This window comes from Halomonas garicola, assembly GCF_055382465.1.
The window spans coordinates 2,278,989-2,297,081 of the sequence record NZ_AP043931.1 but is presented as its reverse complement, the minus strand read 5'-3'; the positions used below and the strand labels follow the sequence as shown (position 1 = coordinate 2,297,081).

Annotated in this window: 14 protein-coding genes and 3 tRNA genes; 14 read left to right on the top strand and 3 right to left on the bottom strand. The window is 64.9% G+C overall.

Annotated features, from left to right (window positions below; all coding sequences use genetic code 11):
* Positions 1–11 precede the first annotated feature (11 nt).
* The 4 genes from aroB to eno all read left to right on the top strand — a co-directional run bounded on the left by aroB (position 12) and on the right by eno (position 5,277).
* Positions 12–1,127 (top strand): 3-dehydroquinate synthase, encoded by a 1,116-nt coding sequence (aroB, locus tag ACZ46Y_RS11055; protein WP_311954943.1) that lies wholly within the window; start codon positions 12–14, stop codon positions 1,125–1,127.
* A 291-nt stretch (positions 1,128–1,418) separates the two neighbouring features.
* A complete protein-coding gene (locus tag ACZ46Y_RS11050; protein WP_311954944.1) occupies positions 1,419–3,098 on the top strand; it encodes a CTP synthase in 1,680 nt (559 codons plus the stop codon).
* Positions 3,099–3,104: 6 nt separating this feature from the next.
* On the top strand, positions 3,105–3,950 hold the full coding sequence (gene kdsA / locus ACZ46Y_RS11045) for a 3-deoxy-8-phosphooctulonate synthase (protein WP_311954945.1): 846 nt from the start codon (positions 3,105–3,107) through the stop codon (positions 3,948–3,950).
* Positions 3,951–3,987: 37 nt separating this feature from the next.
* Positions 3,988–5,277 carry a phosphopyruvate hydratase gene (gene eno / locus ACZ46Y_RS11040; protein ID WP_311954946.1) on the top strand — a complete coding sequence of 430 codons (1,290 nt, stop codon included), beginning with the start codon at positions 3,988–3,990 and terminating at the stop codon, positions 5,275–5,277.
* A 72-nt stretch (positions 5,278–5,349) separates the two neighbouring features.
* On the opposite strand, the gene ACZ46Y_RS11035 is transcribed toward eno, so the two are convergent.
* From ACZ46Y_RS11035 to mutS, 3 genes are all read right to left on the bottom strand, one after another.
* Complete coding sequence (locus ACZ46Y_RS11035; RefSeq protein WP_311954947.1) at positions 5,350–5,631, bottom strand: DUF503 domain-containing protein; 282 nt, start codon at positions 5,629–5,631, stop codon at positions 5,350–5,352.
* A gap of 59 nt (positions 5,632–5,690) precedes the next feature.
* Positions 5,691–6,014, bottom strand: coding sequence for a ferredoxin FdxA (gene fdxA, locus ACZ46Y_RS11030; RefSeq protein WP_311954948.1), 324 nt, complete (start codon positions 6,012–6,014; stop codon positions 5,691–5,693).
* 155 nt (positions 6,015–6,169) lie between these two features.
* Positions 6,170–8,740, bottom strand: a complete 2,571-nt coding sequence (gene mutS / locus ACZ46Y_RS11025; RefSeq protein WP_311954949.1) for a DNA mismatch repair protein MutS — start codon at positions 8,738–8,740, stop codon at positions 6,170–6,172.
* Between the two features lie 168 nt (positions 8,741–8,908).
* Between mutS and ACZ46Y_RS11020 the strand changes: the two genes are divergently transcribed.
* The 10 genes from ACZ46Y_RS11020 to ltrA all read left to right on the top strand — a co-directional run bounded on the left by ACZ46Y_RS11020 (position 8,909) and on the right by ltrA (position 18,026).
* A complete protein-coding gene (locus ACZ46Y_RS11020; RefSeq protein ID WP_311954950.1) occupies positions 8,909–9,433 on the top strand; it encodes a CinA family protein in 525 nt (174 codons plus the stop codon).
* Between the two features lie 81 nt (positions 9,434–9,514).
* On the top strand, positions 9,515–10,645 hold the full coding sequence (recA, locus tag ACZ46Y_RS11015; protein WP_311954951.1) for a recombinase RecA: 1,131 nt from the start codon (positions 9,515–9,517) through the stop codon (positions 10,643–10,645).
* 2 nt (positions 10,646–10,647) lie between these two features.
* Positions 10,648–11,109 (top strand): regulatory protein RecX, encoded by a 462-nt coding sequence (locus ACZ46Y_RS11010; protein WP_311954952.1) that lies wholly within the window; start codon positions 10,648–10,650, stop codon positions 11,107–11,109.
* Between the two features lie 204 nt (positions 11,110–11,313).
* Positions 11,314–13,923, top strand: coding sequence for an alanine--tRNA ligase (gene alaS / locus ACZ46Y_RS11005; RefSeq protein WP_311954953.1), 2,610 nt, complete (start codon positions 11,314–11,316; stop codon positions 13,921–13,923).
* 115 nt (positions 13,924–14,038) lie between these two features.
* Positions 14,039–15,289 carry an aspartate kinase gene (locus tag ACZ46Y_RS11000; protein WP_311954954.1) on the top strand — a complete coding sequence of 417 codons (1,251 nt, stop codon included), beginning with the start codon at positions 14,039–14,041 and terminating at the stop codon, positions 15,287–15,289.
* A 154-nt stretch (positions 15,290–15,443) separates the two neighbouring features.
* Complete coding sequence (gene csrA, locus ACZ46Y_RS10995; RefSeq protein ID WP_311954955.1) at positions 15,444–15,635, top strand: carbon storage regulator CsrA; 192 nt, start codon at positions 15,444–15,446, stop codon at positions 15,633–15,635.
* 124 nt (positions 15,636–15,759) lie between these two features.
* Positions 15,760–15,852 (top strand) — tRNA-Ser (locus tag ACZ46Y_RS10990).
* A gap of 22 nt (positions 15,853–15,874) precedes the next feature.
* Positions 15,875–15,951: transfer RNA gene (locus ACZ46Y_RS10985), tRNA-Arg, on the top strand.
* Between the two features lie 100 nt (positions 15,952–16,051).
* Positions 16,052–16,128 (top strand) — tRNA-Arg (locus tag ACZ46Y_RS10980).
* Positions 16,129–16,637: 509 nt separating this feature from the next.
* Positions 16,638–18,026 carry a group II intron reverse transcriptase/maturase gene (gene ltrA, locus ACZ46Y_RS10975; RefSeq protein ID WP_464380038.1) on the top strand — a complete coding sequence of 463 codons (1,389 nt, stop codon included), beginning with the start codon at positions 16,638–16,640 and terminating at the stop codon, positions 18,024–18,026.
* The last annotated feature ends 67 nt before the right edge of the window (positions 18,027–18,093 follow it).

Genomic DNA, 18,093 nt, shown 5'->3' with positions numbered 1-18,093 from the left:
AAGGTAATGCCATGAAGCCCATTGACGGCGTGCTGCGCACGCTCAGCGTTGCCCTCGAGGAGCGCAGCTATCCCATCCACATCGGCGCCGGCCTGATCGGCAGCGCTGACGCCATCGCGCCGTATCTGGCCGGCCGGCAGGTGATGATCGTCACCAACGAGACCGTAGCACCGCTGTATCTGGGCGCGCTGCGCGCGGCGCTGCCCGACGACCTCGACGTGCGCGCGGTGGTGCTGCCCGACGGCGAGGCGTACAAGTCGGTGGACTATGTTGCGCGCATCTGGGACGCGCTGCTGGAGGCGGGCTTCAACCGCCGCTGTACCCTGGTCGCCCTGGGCGGCGGGGTCATCGGCGACATGACCGGGTTTGCCGCGGCCAGCTACCAGCGCGGGGTGGCGTTTATCCAGGTGCCCACCACGCTGCTCGCCCAGGTGGATTCTTCGGTGGGCGGAAAGACCGGGGTCAACCACCCGCTGGGCAAGAATATGATCGGCGCCTTCTGGCAGCCCCGGGCGGTGGTGGTGGATATCGATACGCTCAAGACGCTGCCGGCTCGGGAGCTGTCGGCGGGGCTTGCGGAGGTCATCAAGTACGGGCTGATCCGCGACGCGGCGTTTCTTGGCTGGCTGGAGGCCAACATGGCCGCGCTGCGCGGCTGCGACGCCGACACCCTGGCCCACGCCATTGCGCGAAGCTGCGAAATCAAGGCCGAGATAGTGGCCGAGGACGAAACCGAGCAGGGCGTGCGCGCGCTCCTTAACCTGGGTCACACCTTTGGCCACGCCATCGAGGCCGAGCAGGGCTACGGCGCCTGGCTGCACGGCGAAGCCGTCGGTGCCGGCATGGCCATGGCGGCAACGCTTTCTCACCGCCTTGGCTGGATCGATACCGAAGCGCTCAAGCGCTGCCGAGCCGTGATCGAGGCGGCCGGGCTGCCCGTCAGCGCCCCCACGGGCATGGGCCGCGAGGCGTTTTTGGCCCAGATGCGCAGGGACAAGAAAAACATCGATGACCGGCTGCGGCTGGTGCTGATGCGCGCGCTGGGCGACGCCTGCATCAGCGCCGATACCCCCGCCGCGATGCTTGACGAACTGCTTGATGACTACCCGCGCGCCTGCCAGGGCTAGCGCAGATGGATACGTCCGGAGAAGCCGGGAACAGGTCGAAGAGGGGTTCTACGCCATGGCCGAAACGTGCTTACCTGCGGTTTCGGCATTTCCGACGTCCTTGGCGGTCAGATGGCGTAGGTAGCGTCCAGGGATGGATTTACAGCGCCCCTCGCAGACCTGTTGACGGCGCAGCCTGGGGGATTGAGTCCACGGGGCAAATTGAGCCTTTTACCCGAGTCTGCTATTCTGTCGTCCCATCCTGGCGTGGCTTTCTGCCGTGCCTTCTGATCACGTTTCGACAGGTTTTCCATGACACGATATATCTTCGTGACCGGCGGCGTTGTGTCCTCTCTCGGCAAGGGCATCGCCTCCGCCTCGCTGGCGGCGATTCTCGAGGCGCGCGGCCTCAGAGTCACCATGCTCAAGCTCGACCCCTACATCAACGTCGACCCGGGCACCATGAGCCCTTTTCAGCACGGCGAGGTGTTCGTCACCGAGGATGGCGCCGAAACGGATCTGGATCTGGGGCACTACGAACGCTTCATCCGTACCAAGATGACCCAGGGCAACAACTTCACCACCGGGCGCGTCTACGAGCACGTGCTGCGCCGGGAGCGCCGCGGCGACTACCTGGGCGGCACCGTGCAGGTGATCCCCCACATCACCGACGATATCAAGCGCCGAGTGTACGCCGGCGGTGAAGGGTTCGACGTGGCGCTGGTGGAAATCGGCGGCACCGTGGGCGATATCGAGTCGCTGCCGTTCCTCGAGTCGATCCGCCAGATCAGAAGCGAGCTTGGCGCCACTCGGGCGATTTACATGCACCTGACGCTGGTGCCCTACATCGCCACCGCCGGGGAAACCAAGACCAAACCCACTCAGCACAGCGTCAAGGAGCTGCGCTCCATCGGTATCCAGCCGGATATCCTGATCTGTCGCAGCGAAGTGGAGCTTGAGGAGGCCGAGCGGCGCAAGATCGCGCTGTTCACCAACGTCGAAGAGCGCGCCGTGGTGCCGCTGCAGGACGCCGACACCATCTACCGCATCCCGCTGATGCTCCACGAGCACGGCCTGGACGATATCGTCTGCGACAAGCTGCGCCTTGACGCCGGCGAGGCCGATCTTACCGAGTGGATCCACGTGCTCGACGCCAAGCTCAACCCGCTGAAGTCGGTAAGCATCGCCATGGTGGGCAAGTACATGGAGCTGCTCGACGCCTACAAGTCGCTCAACGAGGCGCTGATCCACGCCGGTATCCAGGGGCGTATCAAGGTCAACGTCGACTACGTCGACGCCGAGGACATCGAGCGCCACGGCACCGAGCGGCTGGCGGGCAAGGATGCGATCCTGGTGCCCGGTGGCTTTGGCGAGCGCGGCGTGGAAGGCAAGATCATGGCCGCCCGGTTTGCCCGTGAGAACCACGTGCCGTACCTGGGTATCTGCCTGGGGCTGCAGGTAGCGGTGATCGAGTTTGCGCGTAACGTCGCCGGCTGGGAAGACGCCAACTCCACCGAGTTTACCCACGACACCCAGCACCCGGTGGTCGGGCTGATTACCGAGTGGCTCAACGCCGAAGGCAAGATTGAGCTTCGCGACGCCGCCTCCGACCTGGGCGGCACCATGCGCCTGGGCGGCCAGGTGTGCCGCCTGGTCGACGGCACCCGGGCGCGCGACGCCTACGGCACCGACGAGATTGTCGAGCGCCATCGCCACCGCTTCGAGGTCAACGACCAGTTCATCGGTGAACTGGAAGCGGCGGGGCTGACCGTCTCCGGGCGCAGCGTTGACGAAACGCTGGTGGAAGTCGTCGAGCTTGCCGACCACCCCTGGTATCTTGCCTGCCAGTTCCACCCGGAGTTTACCTCGACCCCGCGCGACGGCCATCCGCTGTTCAGCGGCTTTGTCAACGCGGCGGTCGAGTTCAAGGCGGCGCGTACCCGGGCACATTCAACGTCTTCTCATTCGACATCCTCGGCCAACCAGGAGTAATGCGGCATGAGCGAGCGCCACATCGACGTTGCCGGGCTGACGGCCGGTAACTCCCTGCCGCTGATGCTGCTGGGCGGAATGAACGTGCTGGAGTCCCCGGCGCTTGCCGACGAGGTGGCAAGCGCCTTTGTCCAGGCTACCGGGGCGCTTGCCATGCCCTACGTCTACAAGGCCAGCTTCGACAAGGCCAACCGCAGCTCGATTCATTCCTTCCGCGGGCCGGGGCTCGAGAAGGGCCTGCAGCTGCTCGCCGATATCAAGGCCCGCTACGGCGTGCCGGTGATCACCGACGTCCACGAGCCCTGGCAGGCGGCGCCCGCCGCCGAAGTGGCGGATATCATCCAGCTGCCGGCATTTCTCGCCCGCCAGACCGATCTGGTGGTGGCGATGGCGCAAACCGGGGCGGTGATCAACATTAAAAAGCCCCAGTTTCTTGCCCCCCACGAGATGCGCCACATCCTCGCCAAGTGCCGCGAGGCGGGCAATGATACCCTGATGCTTTGCGAGCGCGGCACAAGCTTCGGCTATAACAACCTGGTGGTCGACATGCTGGGCTTTGGCGAGCTCAAGCAGACCGGCTATCCGGTGTTTTTTGACGTTACCCATTCGCTGCAGCGCCCCGGCGGGCGCGCCGACAGCGCCGGCGGCCGCCGCGCCCAGGTAGCGGAGCTTGCCCGCGCCGGGGTAGCCACCGGGCTTGCCGGCCTGTTTCTGGAAGCCCACCCCGACCCCGACCACGCCCGGTGCGACGGTCCCTGCGCGCTGCCGCTGGATCAGCTGGCGCCGTTTTTGCACCAGCTCGCCGCGATTGACGGCCTGGTGAAGGGGTTTGAGCCGCTGGCAATACGTTAACGAGACTGTTCGTCCACGATAAAAAAAGGATACCTTGATGAGCAACATTGCTGATATTCGCGCGCTGGAAGTGCTGGACTCCCGGGGCAACCCCACGGTGTTTGCCGCAGTGCGCCTGGAAAGCGGCGCTACCGGCGAGGCCAGCGCGCCGAGCGGCGCCTCCACCGGCTCTCGGGAAGCGCTCGAGCTGCGCGACGGCGATAAAAACCGCTACCTGGGCAAGGGCGTGCAGAAGGCGGTCGCAGTGGTCAACGGCAAGATCCGCGAGGCGCTCGTCGGTATGGACGCGCGCGACCAGCGCGGCCTGGACCGCGCCATGCTCGGGCTTGACGGCACCGACAACAAGGCCAACCTGGGCGCCAACGCCATCCTCGCCGTGTCGCTTGCCGCGGCCAAGGCGGCGGCCAACGCCAAGGGCGTGGCGCTTTACGCCCACATCGCCGAGCTCTACGGCTCGCCGGGCGTGTACAGCATGCCGGTGCCGATGATGAATATCCTCAACGGCGGCGAGCACGCCGACAACAACGTGGATATCCAGGAGTTCATGATCCAGCCGGTGGGGGCGAAGAGCTTCAGCGAAGCGCTGCGCGTCGGCGCGGAAATCTTCCACGCGCTGAAAAAAGTGCTCTCCGAGCGCGGGCTTTCCACCTCGGTCGGCGACGAAGGCGGCTTCGCGCCGAACCTTGAGTCCAACGCCGAGGCGCTGGCGGTGATCAAGCAGGCGGTGGAAGCCGCTGGCTACACGCTGGGGGACGACATCACCCTGGCGCTGGACTGCGCCTCGAGCGAGTTCTACGAAAACGGTCAGTACAACCTCGCCGGCGAAGGCAAAAGCTATGACGCCCAGGGCTTCACCGACTACCTGGCGGGCCTTTGCGACGACTACCCCATCGTCTCCATCGAGGACGGCATGGACGAGTCCGACTGGGACGGCTGGCAGGCGCTGACCGACAAGCTGGGCGACAGGGTGCAGCTGGTGGGCGACGACCTGTTCGTGACCAACACCCGCATTCTCAAGCGCGGCATCGACGAGGCGATCGGCAACTCGATTCTGATCAAGTTCAATCAGATCGGCTCGCTGTCAGAAACTCTGGACGCCATCAAGATGGCCCAGGACGCCGGCTTTACCGCGGTAATTTCCCACCGCAGCGGCGAGACCGAGGACACCACCATTGCCGATCTGGCCGTGGCGACCGCCGCCGGGCAGATCAAGACCGGCTCGCTGTGCCGCTCGGATCGCGTCGCCAAGTACAACCGGCTGCTGGTGATCGAAGACGAGCTTGCCGGCGTGACCTACCCCGGGCGCAAGGCCATCAAGGGGCAGTAAAGGGCCGACAGCGCGGAAGCTGGCCCCGGCGGCCGAGAGCGGCGGCTGGGGCGCGTCGATCTGCAGAAAGGGCTAAAGAAACTCGCGGCTGACGTCCGACACGCGGCCGTCGACGGTGCGCTGCAGCTTGTCTTCGATCTGGCTGCACAGCGACTCGACCTCGCGCTGCGATTTGGCGGCCACCACAAAGGACCATTCGGTGGAGTCGTGTTTGTTATGCTCGCCGCTTTCGCAGACTGCCACCGCCGGGTTGCGCCCGAAGCGCTCATGCACGCCGCCCATGCGCTGGCGCTTTTCTTTCAGAGAGCTACAGCCGGGCATGAAAAAGGTCAGGGTCAGAATACCGATATGCATAGGATCTTCCTTCTCGTGTCGGCTTGGCGGAAAGCCGGTTTCGCCTATCGCATAGCGTATCAGCGCTCGAGCTTGTCGATCTTGCCGGGCTTGCCGTCCCATTCTTCAGCGTCGGGCAGCGGGTCCTTTTTCTCGGCGATGTTGGGCCACTCTTCCGCCAGCTCGGCGTTAATCTCGATAAACTCTTCCTGCCCCTTGGGCAACTCGTCTTCCGAGTAGATGGCATCGACCGGGCACTCGGGCTCGCACAGGGCGCAGTCGATGCACTCGTCCGGATGAATCACCAGGAAGTTGGGGCCTTCGTAGAAGCAGTCCACGGGGCAGACTTCCACGCAGTCGGTGTGTTTGCACTGAATGCAGTTTTCTGTCACGACAAACGTCATCGCGGTATCCTCTTGCGCGGACGGGCGTTTGGCCGGCCGCTGGTCATCAGTCGCGTTGTCAAAGTCAAACGCGTCGAAACATGGCTACGGCCGGGGGATCGGCCGTTTGAGCGGTAGGGCCGTGCCGCTCGCACGCTATGTAACCCGAAAGTATATTACAGACGGCCCTGCCATTCATATAACAGCGCCAGCGCCTGGCGCGGCGAAATGTCATCCACCTCGAGCGTTTCCAGCGCTTCGACGAGGGGGTGCGCGGCGGTGGCAAAGAGATCGTTTTGCCGCGGCGCCGGCTCCCCGGCAGCGGCCGGGGGCGGGGCTTCCTGGCCGTCGGGGGGCTCGAGGGTGCCGAGCTTTTCCCGGGCCCGGCGGATGACCTCTTCCGGCACGCCGGCAAGCCTGGCGACCTGGAGCCCGTAGCTCTGGCTTGCCGGGCCGTCTTCGATGCGGTGCATGAAGACGATGCGCTCGCCGTGTTCGGCGGCGGTCAGGTGAACGTTGGCCACGCCGTCGCGGTGTTCGGGCAGCGCGGTCATCTCGAAGTAGTGGGTGGCAAAGAGCGTCAGCGCGCCAAGGTCCGCGAGATGCTCGGCGCTGGCCCAGGCAAGCGAGAGGCCGTCGAAGGTGCTGGTGCCGCGGCCGATCTCGTCCATCAGCACCAGGCTTTGCCCGGTGGCGTTATGCAGGATGTTGGCCGTCTCGGTCATTTCCACCATGAAGGTCGAGCGCCCGCCGGCCAGATCATCCGACGAGCCGATGCGGGTGAAGATGCGATCCAGCGGGCCAATGTCGGCGGCGTCGGCGGGGACGAAGCTGCCGCAGTGGGCGAGCAGGGCGATCAGCGCCGTCTGGCGCATGTAGGTCGACTTGCCGCCCATGTTGGGACCGGTGATCACCAGCATGTGCCGGGCGGCGTCCAGGGCCACGTCGTTGGGCACGAAAGGCTCGTCGCTGACGTGCTCGACCACCGGATGGCGCCCGCCGTGGATGGTCAGGCCGGTGGCCTCGGCAAGGGTGGGCCGCCCCCAGTCCAGCGCTTCGGCGCGCTCGGCAAAGGTGCACAGCACGTCGAGCTCGGCCAGCGCCCGGGACGAGGCCTGGAGGGCATCAAGCTCGGCGTTGAGGGTTTCCAGCAGCTCGTCGTAGAGGAGTTTTTCCCGGGCCAGCGCCCGGGACCTGGCCGACAGCGCCTTGTCCTCGAACTCCTTGAGCTCGGGGATGATGAAGCGCTCGGCGTTTTTCAGCGTCTGGCGGCGGATGTAGTCCGCCGGCGCCTCGAGGGCCTGGGCCCGAGGCAGCTCGATGTAGTAGCCGTGCACGCGGTTGTAGCCGACTTTCAGGTTGGCAAGGCCGGTGCGCTCGCGCTCCCGGGTTTCCAGCCGGACCAGGTAGTCGCCGGCGTTCTCGGCCATGCCGCGCTGTTCGTCAAGGTCTTCATCGAAGCCCTCGCGGATGACGCCGCCGTCGCGCAGCACCACCGGCGGGTTGTCGATGATCGCCCGCTCCAGGGTGTCGGCGATGTCGGGGTAGGGCTTGATGTGCGGACGCAGCGCGTCCAGGGCGCTGCCGCTTTCCACCGCTCCCAGATCGCGCTCCAGCTCGGGCAGCGTGGCGAGCGCATCGCGCAGCCGGGCAAGATCCCGGGGGCGGGCGCTGTAAAGCGCCACCCGGGCGAGGATACGCTCCACGTCGCCCACCGCGGAAAGCGTGTCGCGCAGCGCCATCCAGGCGGCGTCGAGGCCGAGCAGGGCGACGCCGGCTTGGCGCCCGGCGACCACGTCGCGCTGGCGCAGTGGGCGATTCAGCCAGCGCTTGAGCAGCCGCGAGCCCATGGCCGTGGTGCAGGTGTCGACGACGCTTGCCAGGGTGTTGTCGCTGCCGCCGGCGAGGTTCTGGTCGATTTCCAGGTTGCGCCGGCTGGCGGCGTCGATGACCACGGCGTCGTCGCGATTCTCAACGCCGAGGGCGTTGACGTGGGGCAGGGCGGTGCGCTGGGTATCCCGGGCGTAGTCGATGAGCACGCCGGCGGCGATGAGCGCGGCGTGCAGGTGCGCGCAGCCAAAGCCGCGCAGGTCGTTGACCTCGAACTGGCGGCACAGGGTGCGGGTGGCGCTCTCTACGTCGAACAGCCATTCGCCCTGGCGGCGCAGGCCCCGGTGGCGGGCCAGCTCGTCGGGCAGCGTAAGCGACTCCGGCAGGATCAGCTCCGCCGGGGAGAGCCGCGTCAGCTCGGCGAGCATTTCCGCTTCGCTCTCCACTTCCAGCACGGAGAATCGCCCGCTTGAGAGCTCCAGCCAGGCAAGCCCCCAGGCATCCCCCTTGGGGGCGATGGCGGCGAGCAGGTTGTCCTGGCGAGCGTCCAGCAGCGCCTCGTCGTGAAGCGTGCCGGGGGTGACGATGCGCACCACTCGACGCTCCATGGGCCCTTTGCTGGCGTGGGGGTCGCCAATCTGCTCGCAGATGGCCACCGACTCGCCGGCGGCCACCAGCCGGGCGAGGTAGCCTTCGGCGCTGTGGTAGGGGATGCCGGCCATGGGCGTGGTCTGTCCGCCGGACTTGCCGCGCTGGGTCAGCGTGATGTCCAAAAGCGCCGCGGCGCGCCTGGCATCGTCGAAAAACAGCTCGTAGAAATCCCCCATGCGGTAGAACAGCAAAACGTCGGGGTGGTCGCGTTTGATGTCCAGGTACTGCGCGATCATCGGCGTGTGCGCCGGGGTATTGGTGGCCATGGCTATCCTGACGTTAACGGCGCCGTGGGACACCCGGATGCCGAACGGTCGGGCGTATGCGGGCGGTCGGGCGTATGCGTGACTTAGGGTATGCGTGACAGACGTTTCGTTGAGTCAACGCAACCGGGTATTCTACGCTTAACTGACCCTGGACATGAAGGAGCGAGCATGGAACCAAGCGTCGAGAGCCTGAAGAACCTGGATTTATCGCTGCTGGCTCAGCGGCTGGGCAAACTCTGTGGCGAGCACGGCGTTGAGGTAACCACGGCGGAGTCGTGTACCGGCGGCGGTATTGCCGAGGCGATAACTTCGGTCGCGGGCAGCTCGGCCTATTTCGCCAGCGGCTACGTGACCTATGCCAACGCCGCGAAAACCCGCATGCTGGGGGTAGAAGACGCTACGCTTAACGCCCACGGTGCGGTCAGCGAAGCCGTGGTCAGGGCCATGGTGGCCGGCGCCTGCCGGCAAAGCGGCGCGGACATCGGCGTGGCCGTGAGCGGCGTGGCCGGCCCCGAAGGCGGCAGCGACGACAAGCCGGTGGGGACGGTGTGGCTGGCCTGGGGCAGCGAGCGGGACATGCGCGCGGAGTGCCTGCACTTTCCCGGCGACCGCCAGGCCGTGCGCGAGCAGGCGGTGCGCCAGGCCATGGCGCGGCTGGTGGAAACCCTGGATACCCGGGGCGAGACGGCGTAAAGCCGCAGCGGCATTTTTTTGCCGGCGTTTTTTTGGCATACTACTGGCTAATTATACAGCCTTCTGAAGAGGAAGCATCGAATGGCTCAGGATGAAAACCGCAGCAAAGCGCTGGAAGCCGCGCTTGGCCAGATTGACCGCCAGTTCGGCAAAGGCACCGTCATGCGCCTGGGCGATGCGCCCCGGGTGGCCATGCCCTCGGTCTCCACCGGCTCGCTGGGGCTGGATATAGCGCTTGGCATCGGCGGGCTGCCCTACGGCCGCGTGGTGGAAATCTTCGGCCCGGAATCGTCGGGCAAGACCACCATGACGCTTTCCGTCATCGCCGAGGCGCAAAAGCAGGGCAAGGTGTGCGCCTTTGTCGACGCCGAACATGCCCTTGACCCAAGCTACGCCGAAAAGCTCGGCGTTAACCTCGACGACCTGCTGGTATCCCAGCCGGACACCGGCGAGCAGGCGCTTGAGATCACCGACATGCTGGTGCGCTCCGGCGGCGTCGACGTGATCATCATCGACTCGGTGGCCGCGCTCACCCCGCGCGCCGAAATCGAAGGCGAAATGGGCGACGCCCACGTCGGCCTGCAGGCCCGACTGATGTCCCAGGCATTGCGCAAAATCACCGGCAACATGAAAAATGCCAACTGCATGGTGGTGTTCGTCAACCAGATCCGCATGAAGATCGGCGTGATGTTCGGCAGCCCCGAAACCACCACCGGCGGCAACGCGCTGAAGTTCTATTCAAGCGTGCGCCTGGATATTCGCCGCACCGGCTCGGTGAAGTCCGGCGACGAGGTTACCGGCAACGAGACCCGAGTGAAAGTGGTCAAGAACAAGGTGTCGCCGCCGTTCCGCCAGGCCGAGTTCCAGATCCTCTACGGCAAGGGCATCTACCACGCCGGTGAAGTGGTCGATCTGGGCGTGCAGTGCAGCCTGGTGGACAAGGCCGGCGCCTGGTACAGCTACAAGGGCAAGAAGATCGGCCAGGGCAAGGCCAACGCCGCCCAGCACCTGGAAGACAACCCCGAGATCATGGAAGAGATCGAGTCGCAGATTCGCGCCCAGCTGCTGGCCCAGCCCGAGCCCAGGGAAGACGAAGCCAAGGAAGACGGCAAGAAGGAGGAAAGCAAAAAGGGAGAGAATAAAAAGGAGGAGAGCAAGAAGGCAGGAAAAAGCACGGCTGACGACCTGGCCGACAACGACGAGCTTCTCTAAGCATGAAACCCGGTCGCGAACCGCCCTCATCCCGGGAGATCGCCATCGGTTTGCTGGCCCGACGCGAATACTCCCGCGCCGAGCTGGAACACCGCCTGGCGCGCAAGGAAGTGGCGCCCGAAGACATTGACGCCTGCCTGGATGCCCTGGCCGAGCAGGGGCTGCAGTCCGACGCGCGCTTTGCCGAAAGCTTTGTGCGCAGCCGGGTGCTGCGCGGGCAGGGCGTGCGGCGCATCACAAGCGAGCTTTCCCAGCGCGGCGTGGCGACCGAGGTGCAGCGCCAGGCGATTGCCGAGGTGGAGACGCAAGAAAACGTTGACTGGTTTGAGCTGGCCCGCGACGTGCTGGCGCGCCGCTTTCAAACGCCCGGCGACAGCCCCAGAGAGCGCGCCCGCCGGGAGCGCTTTCTGGCCTCGCGGGGCTTTGAGTTCGATCAGATCCGCCATGCGCTCGCCTGCCTTTAAGCCGCGCCTTTCGGCCGCCGGCCCGCCTTCAAAAACCGCTTTGCCCTTTGTTTGACACCCGTATCAAACCCGCCCTGAAGAGCCCTTGCGTTGAACCCCGGCTTTAGTCGGCGCCCAAGTTCGCTATAATGACCTCTTTGGCGACCCCGGCGGGTAGCGGCTCAAGCGCCCTGGGACATCACGCTTTCTTGTTACGGATACCCTATGCGAAGCGCAGACATCAGACAGGCCTTTTTAGATTTTTTCGCGCAAAACGGCCATACCGTTGTGCCCACGAGCCCGCTTGTGCCGGGTAACGATCCGACGCTTTTGTTTACCAACGCCGGCATGGTGCCGTTCAAGGACGTGTTTCTGGGCCGCGACCCGCGCCCCTACGTGCGCGCCGTCTCGGCCCAGCGCTGCGTGCGCGCCGGCGGCAAGCACAACGACCTGGACAACGTCGGCTATACCGCCCGCCACCACACCTTTTTTGAAATGCTGGGCAACTTCAGCTTCGGCGACTACTTCAAGCGCGACGCCATCCGCTACGCCTGGACGTTTCTCACCGAGACCCTGGGGCTGCCGGCGGAAAAGCTCTGGGTCACCGTCCACGTAAGCGACGACGAGGCCGAGCGCATCTGGAAAGACGAGATCGGCGTGGACCCCGAGCGCTTCTCCAAGCTCGATGAGGACAACTTCTGGCAGATGGGCGACACCGGCCCCTGCGGCCCCAGCTCCGAGATTTTCTTTGATCACGGCGCCGACGTCTGGGGCGGCCCCCCGGGCAGCGCCGAGGAAGACGGCGACCGCTACATCGAGATCTGGAACCTGGTGTTCATGCAGTACGACCGCGACGCCGAGGGGACGCTGCACAACCTGCCCAAGCCGTCCATCGACACCGGTCTGGGGCTTGAGCGCGTCGCCGCGGTGATGCAGGGGGTGCACTCCAACTACGAGATCGACCTGTTTCAGAATCTGCTCAAGGCCGCCGCCAAGGCCACCGGCCACGACGACCTCCAGGCGCCGTCGCTCTGTGTGATTGCCGACCACATCCGCTCCTGCGCGTTTCTCGTCGCCGACGGCGTGATGCCGTCCAACGAGGGTCGCGGCTATGTGCTGCGCCGGATCATCCGCCGGGCGGTGCGCCACGGCCACAAGCTGGGCGCCACTGAGCCGTTCTTTTATACCCTGGTGGCCGCGCTTGACGCCGAGATGGGCGACGCCTACCCCGAGCTTCGCCAGGCCCGGGAGCAGATCGAGCGCATCCTGCTGAAAGAAGAGCAGCAGTTTGCCCGCACGCTGGAGCACGGCATGGGCCTGCTGAACGCCGCCCTTGACGAGCTTTCCGGCGAGGTGCTGCCCGGCGAAACCGTCTTCAAGCTTTACGACACCTACGGCTTTCCCTTTGACCTGACCGCCGATGTCTGCCGCGAACGCGGCGTGGCGCCCGACGAGGCGGGCTTTCAGCGCGAGCTCGAAGCCCAGCGCGAGCGCGCCCGGGCGGCCAGCCAGTTCGGCGCCGACTACGCGGCAGCGGTGGATATCGACGGCGAAACCACCTTCACCGGCTACGACCAGCTGAAAGACGAGGCTCGGGTTGTGGCGCTGGTCGACGCCGAAGGCAATGATCTGGCCGAGCTCGATGCTGACCAGAAAGGCATCGTGGTGCTGAGCCGCACGCCGTTCTACGGCGAGTCCGGTGGCCAGGTCGGCGACACCGGCTACCTATACGTCGACGGCGGGCGCTTCCAGGTCACCGATACCCAGAAGCAGGGCGGCCACCACCTGCATCAGGGCGTGATGCTCGAAGGCCGCCTGGTCGTGGGCGCCGAGGCGCGCCCCGAGGTGGATGCCGGGTTGCGCACCGCCACGGTGCGCAACCACTCGGCAACCCACCTGCTGCACCAGGCGCTGCGTCTGGTGCTGGGCGATCACGTCCAGCAAAAGGGCTCGCTGGTAACCGCCGAGCGGCTGCGTTTCGACTTCAGCCACTTCGAGCCGATGACGCCTGAGCAGCTGGCCGAGGTCGAGCGCCTGGTCAACGAGCAGGTGCTGGTTAACGCGCCCACCGTGGTGGAAGAAATGACTCTGGACCAGGCCCGGGACAAGGGCGCGGCGGCGCTTTTCGAGGCCAAGTACGCCGACAGCGTGCGCGTGTTGACCATCGGCGCCGACGACTTTTCCATCGAGCTGTGCGGCGGCACCCACGTCGCCCGCAGCGGCGACATCGGCAGCTTCCACATCGTCAGCGAGGCCGGCATCGCCTCCGGCGTGCGCCGCATCGAGGCGATTACCGGGGAGACCGCGCTTGCCTACTTCCACGACCAGGAAGCCTGTGTGCAGCGCCTGGGCGAGCGCCTGAAGGCCAAGCCCGAGCAGGTCGAAGCCAAGGTCGAGGCGCTGCTTGAGCGTAACCGCGCCTTGGAAAAAGAGCTGGAGCAGGCCAAGAGCAAGCTCGCCAGCGCCGCCGGCAGCAGCATGCTGGATCGGGCCCGCGAGGTGGCCGGGGTCAAGCTGCTGGCCACCGAGCTTGACGGCGTCTCCGGCAAGGAGCTGCGCGGCATGCTCGACCAGCTGAAAAACAAGCTGGGCTCCGGGGTCATCGTGCTCGGCGTAGCGGATAAAAGCGCCGGCAAGGTCAGCCTGATCTCCGGGGTCACCAAGGATCTGACCGACCGGGTCAAGGCCGGCGAGCTGGTCAACCACGTTGCCTCCCAGGTGGGCGGCAAGGGGGGCGGCCGCCCGGATATGGCCCAGGCCGGGGGCAGCCGGCCCGAGGCGTTGCCGGAGGCGCTGGATAGCGTTCCTGCCTGGCTGGAAAATACGCTAAGCTGATACCAGGGCCGGTAGCGCGTGGCGCTATCGGCCCTGTTTTTTTCCGACGATGTTCCGCCCGCTTGCTTCCATCTTGTTACTTTCCACTTCCGAACGCATAAGGAAACCACCCTCTATGGCACTATACGTACAGAAGTTCGGCGGCACCTCGGTGGGCTCGCCGGAGCGCATCAAGGCCGTCGCGGAAAAGGTCAAGGGCTTCCGCGACCGGGGCCACCAGGTCGTGGTAGTGGTATCCGCCATGAGCGGCGAAACCAACCGCCTGACCGACATGGCCTCGTCGCTCAACGCCAATCCCGATCCGCGGGAAATGGACATGCTGCTCTCCACCGGCGAGCAGGTGACTATTTCGCTGTTGGCCATGGCGCTGCAGGAGCTGGGCATGCCGGCCACGTCGCACACCGGCGCCCAGGTCGGCATCCATACCGACAACGCCTACACCCGGGCGCGCATTCAGCGCATCGATACCGACGACTTAAGGGCCGATCTCGATGCCGGCAAGGTCGTGGTCGTGGCCGGCTTTCAGGGCATTGACGAAGAGGGCAACATTACCACGCTTGGCCGCGGCGGTTCGGACACCACCGGCGTAGCGCTGGCGGCGTCGCTGGGCGCCGACGAGTGCCAGATCTACACCGACGTCGACGGCGTTTACACCACCGACCCGCGGGTGTGCTCCAAGGCCAGCCGGCTAAAAACCATTACCGTGGAAGAGATGCTTGAGCTTGCTAGCCTGGGCTCCAAGGTGCTGCAGATCCGCGCGGTCGAGTTTGCCGGCAAGTACAACGTCCCGCTCCGGGTGCTGTCGAGCTTTGAGGACGGCCCCGGCACGCTTATTGTTGCAGAATCCGAAAAAGACGAGGACTCCATGGAAGAACCGCTGATTTCCGGCATCGCGTTCAACAAAAACGAAGCCAAACTGACGCTTTTGAACACCCCCGACATTCCCGGCGTCGCCTCGCGCATCCTTGGACCCATTGCCGCGGCCAACATTGAAGTCGACATGATCGTCCAGAACGTGGCGCCCGCCGGCGACTACACCGACTTTACCTTTACCGTGGCCAAAAGCGACTACAAGGCCACCAAAAAGCTCATCGAAGAAACCATCCTGCCCGACCTGGGCGGCGGCGAGCTGCGCGGCGACGACAACATCGCCAAGGTGTCGCTGGTCGGCGTGGGCATGCGCTCTCACGCCGGCGTGGCGTCGAAGATGTTCCGCGTGCTGGCGGAAGAGAACGTTAATATCCGTATGGTGTCTACCTCTGAGATCAAGATTTCCGTGGTGATCGACGAAAAACACATGGAGCTTGCGGTCAAGGCGCTGCACAAGGCGTTCGGCCTGGACCAGGCCGATATTGAAGAAGACTAACGACCCCATCGTTATAACCTTCTACGCTGGTAAAGCTTTCCCTGCTAACGTATTGCGGCGCGCTCTAACTTAACGGGGAGGGGTGGCGTTAAACGCCAGCGCCGCCGGCGTTGGCGACCCCGTTGCCATAAAATGTCTGAGAAGGAGATCAGCCATGCTTATCCTGACTCGCCGCATTGGCGAAACCCTGATGATCGGTGATGAGATCACCGTGACGGTGCTCGGTGTAAAGGGCAATCAGGTGCGTATCGGCGTGAATGCGCCCAAAGACGTGGCTGTCCATCGCGAAGAAATTTACCAGCGTATTCAGCGCGAGATCGATGACGAAGAAAGCGACGAAAGCTGAAGCGCGGCGGCCCACCCCGCCGTGCCCGCCGGGTAGCGACGGCAACCCGGTGAAAGCATGAAAAAAACGGCGCAGGGGTAGACAGCCCTCGCTCAAGTCGGTAATATTCGCGCCGTGCCGTTGAGGAGAGGTGGCCGAGTGGCTGAAGGCGCTCCCCTGCTAAGGGAGTATAGGGTTTATAGCCCTATCGAGGGTTCGAATCCCTCTCTCTCCGCCATGACTGCACGACAAGAGGGTAAGCGCCCGTAGCTCAGCTGGATAGAGTACCTGACTACGAATCAGGTGGTCGGAGGTTCGAATCCTCCCGGGCGCACCATCTTCCAGAGGATCAAGCGTTGCTTGCAACGTTCCTGCACAAGTGCTGTTTGGGTTCAACCGCGAGTCTGAACAATGTTGCGCAGGTAAAGCCTGAAAAAGCGCCCGTAGCTCAGCTGGATAGAGTACCTGACTACGAATCAGGTGGTCGGAGGTTCGAATCCTCCCGGGCGCACCAGATTTTGTTAACCCGCCTTCCTCATGGAAGGCGGGTTTTCTTTGTGCGCCAGGCATGGCGCGTAGCACCGACAGGTGCTGTTCCCGGGGGTAGTGCCCCGGGATGACTTGGGGGTGAGAGTCCCCTACGGACCTTGATAGCGGGAACCGTTAGCCGAACAGCAAGGGTGTCCGTCGCGAGGCGGAATCTGAAGGAAGCTGCAGGCAAACTCCCGGCCCGACGAACAGGAATCGCATATGAGGCAGCCACATCTGGGCGAGAGGGCAATGAGACTCGAAGCCCAATAGCTATCCGGAAGGTGTGGAGGTAAATGCGGCGGGTAGATGGGAGGAAGGTCGCGCGTCTTACCCTGGGAGGTCTGGTGGTCTGCCACGGTGCTACCGGCGTCGAGAGGCGACGGGATGGACCGCCAGACGTCAGCCGAGGCCATAGTAAGTGCCGACTCACCCCGGCACCAAGGGCCGAACATGAAGAACCGCGAGTAGGCGATGACGTCTCGAGGATCGATCATGAAGACAGAAAGTGGCGCTAATACCGTCACCCACCCAGAGGGGCAGGGGCAGTACCCCGAGCTCCAGCCGGTGGGCGTCGAGACGGTCCCGGCGTCGTTATCGTGGACGAAAGCGGAGTCCGCCTCGCTCATGGAAGCGGTGGTCGCCACCGACAACATGCAGCGGGCTTACCGGAGGGTGGTCGCCAACAAGGGGGCACCGGGTGCCGATGGCATGTCGGTGGACCAACTGGCCGACCACCTGAAGCAATACTGGCCGACGCTGCGCGAGCGGCTGCTGGCCGGAGAGTACCACCCCAGCCCGGTCCGAGCCGTCGAGATCCCCAAGCCCAAGGGCGGGACGCGTCAGCTCGGCATCCCCACGGTCAGTGACCGGCTGATCCAACAGGCGCTGCTGCAGGTGCTGACGCCGCTCTTCGATCCGGGCTTCTCCGCATCGAGCTACGGTTACCGCCCCCAACGCAGTGCTCAGCAGGCCGTCTCGGCCATGAAGGACCATGTCGCGGCTGGCCACCGTTGGGTGGTCGATCTCGATCTGGAAGCCTTCTTCGATCGGGTGAACCACGACCTGCTGATGGCGCGGGTCGCGCGTCGCGTCCGCGACAAGCGGGTGCTGCGCCTGATTCGCCGCTACCTGGAGGCCGGCATGTTCCAGGACAGCCTGGTCTCACCACGTCGGCAGGGAACACCTCAGGGCGGACCGCTGAGTCCGCTGATGGCGAATATCCTGCTGGATGACGTGGACAAGGAGCTGGAACGCCGCGGCCACCGCTTCTGCCGTTACGCCGACGACATACAGGTGTATGTCAGGAGTCGGCGAGCGGGCGAGCGCGTCATGGCCAGCCTGAGTGATTTTCTCGAGAATTCGCTCCGGCTGACGGTCAATCGCGACAAAAGTGCGGTGGACCGACCCTGGAGCCGGGGATACCTAGGCTACACGCTGACTCGGCACAAGCTGCCGAAGTTGACGCTGGCCAAGGCCAGCCTGCAGCGCCTGGTGCAATGTGTCCGCGATATCCTCAAACGCGGCAGGGGGCGCAGCATTCGGCGTATCACCAGAGAGCTGGCTCCCGTCCTGCGGGGCTGGGCCAGCTACTTCAGTCTCGTTGACGTGAAGCGACCGCTGGAAGCGCTGGATAGCTGGGTACGTCGCCGACTGCGTTGTGTGATCTGGCGGCAGTGGAAACGTCCAAAGACCCGGCGCCGCAAGCTTCTGGCGCTGGGCTTGGATGGTCAGCGTGCCTGGAAGTCAGCGGGGAATGGGCGAGGTCCCTGGTGGAATGCCGGCGCCTCGCACATGAATCAGGCCCTGTCACGCAAGTGGTTCGATCGGCAGGGCATGATCTCGGTACTCGATACGGTAAGAGGGCTTAACCGTTCTTCATGAACCGCCGTATACCGAACGGTACGTACGGTGGTGTGGGAGGGCGCCGGGGGCAACCCCGGCCCCTACC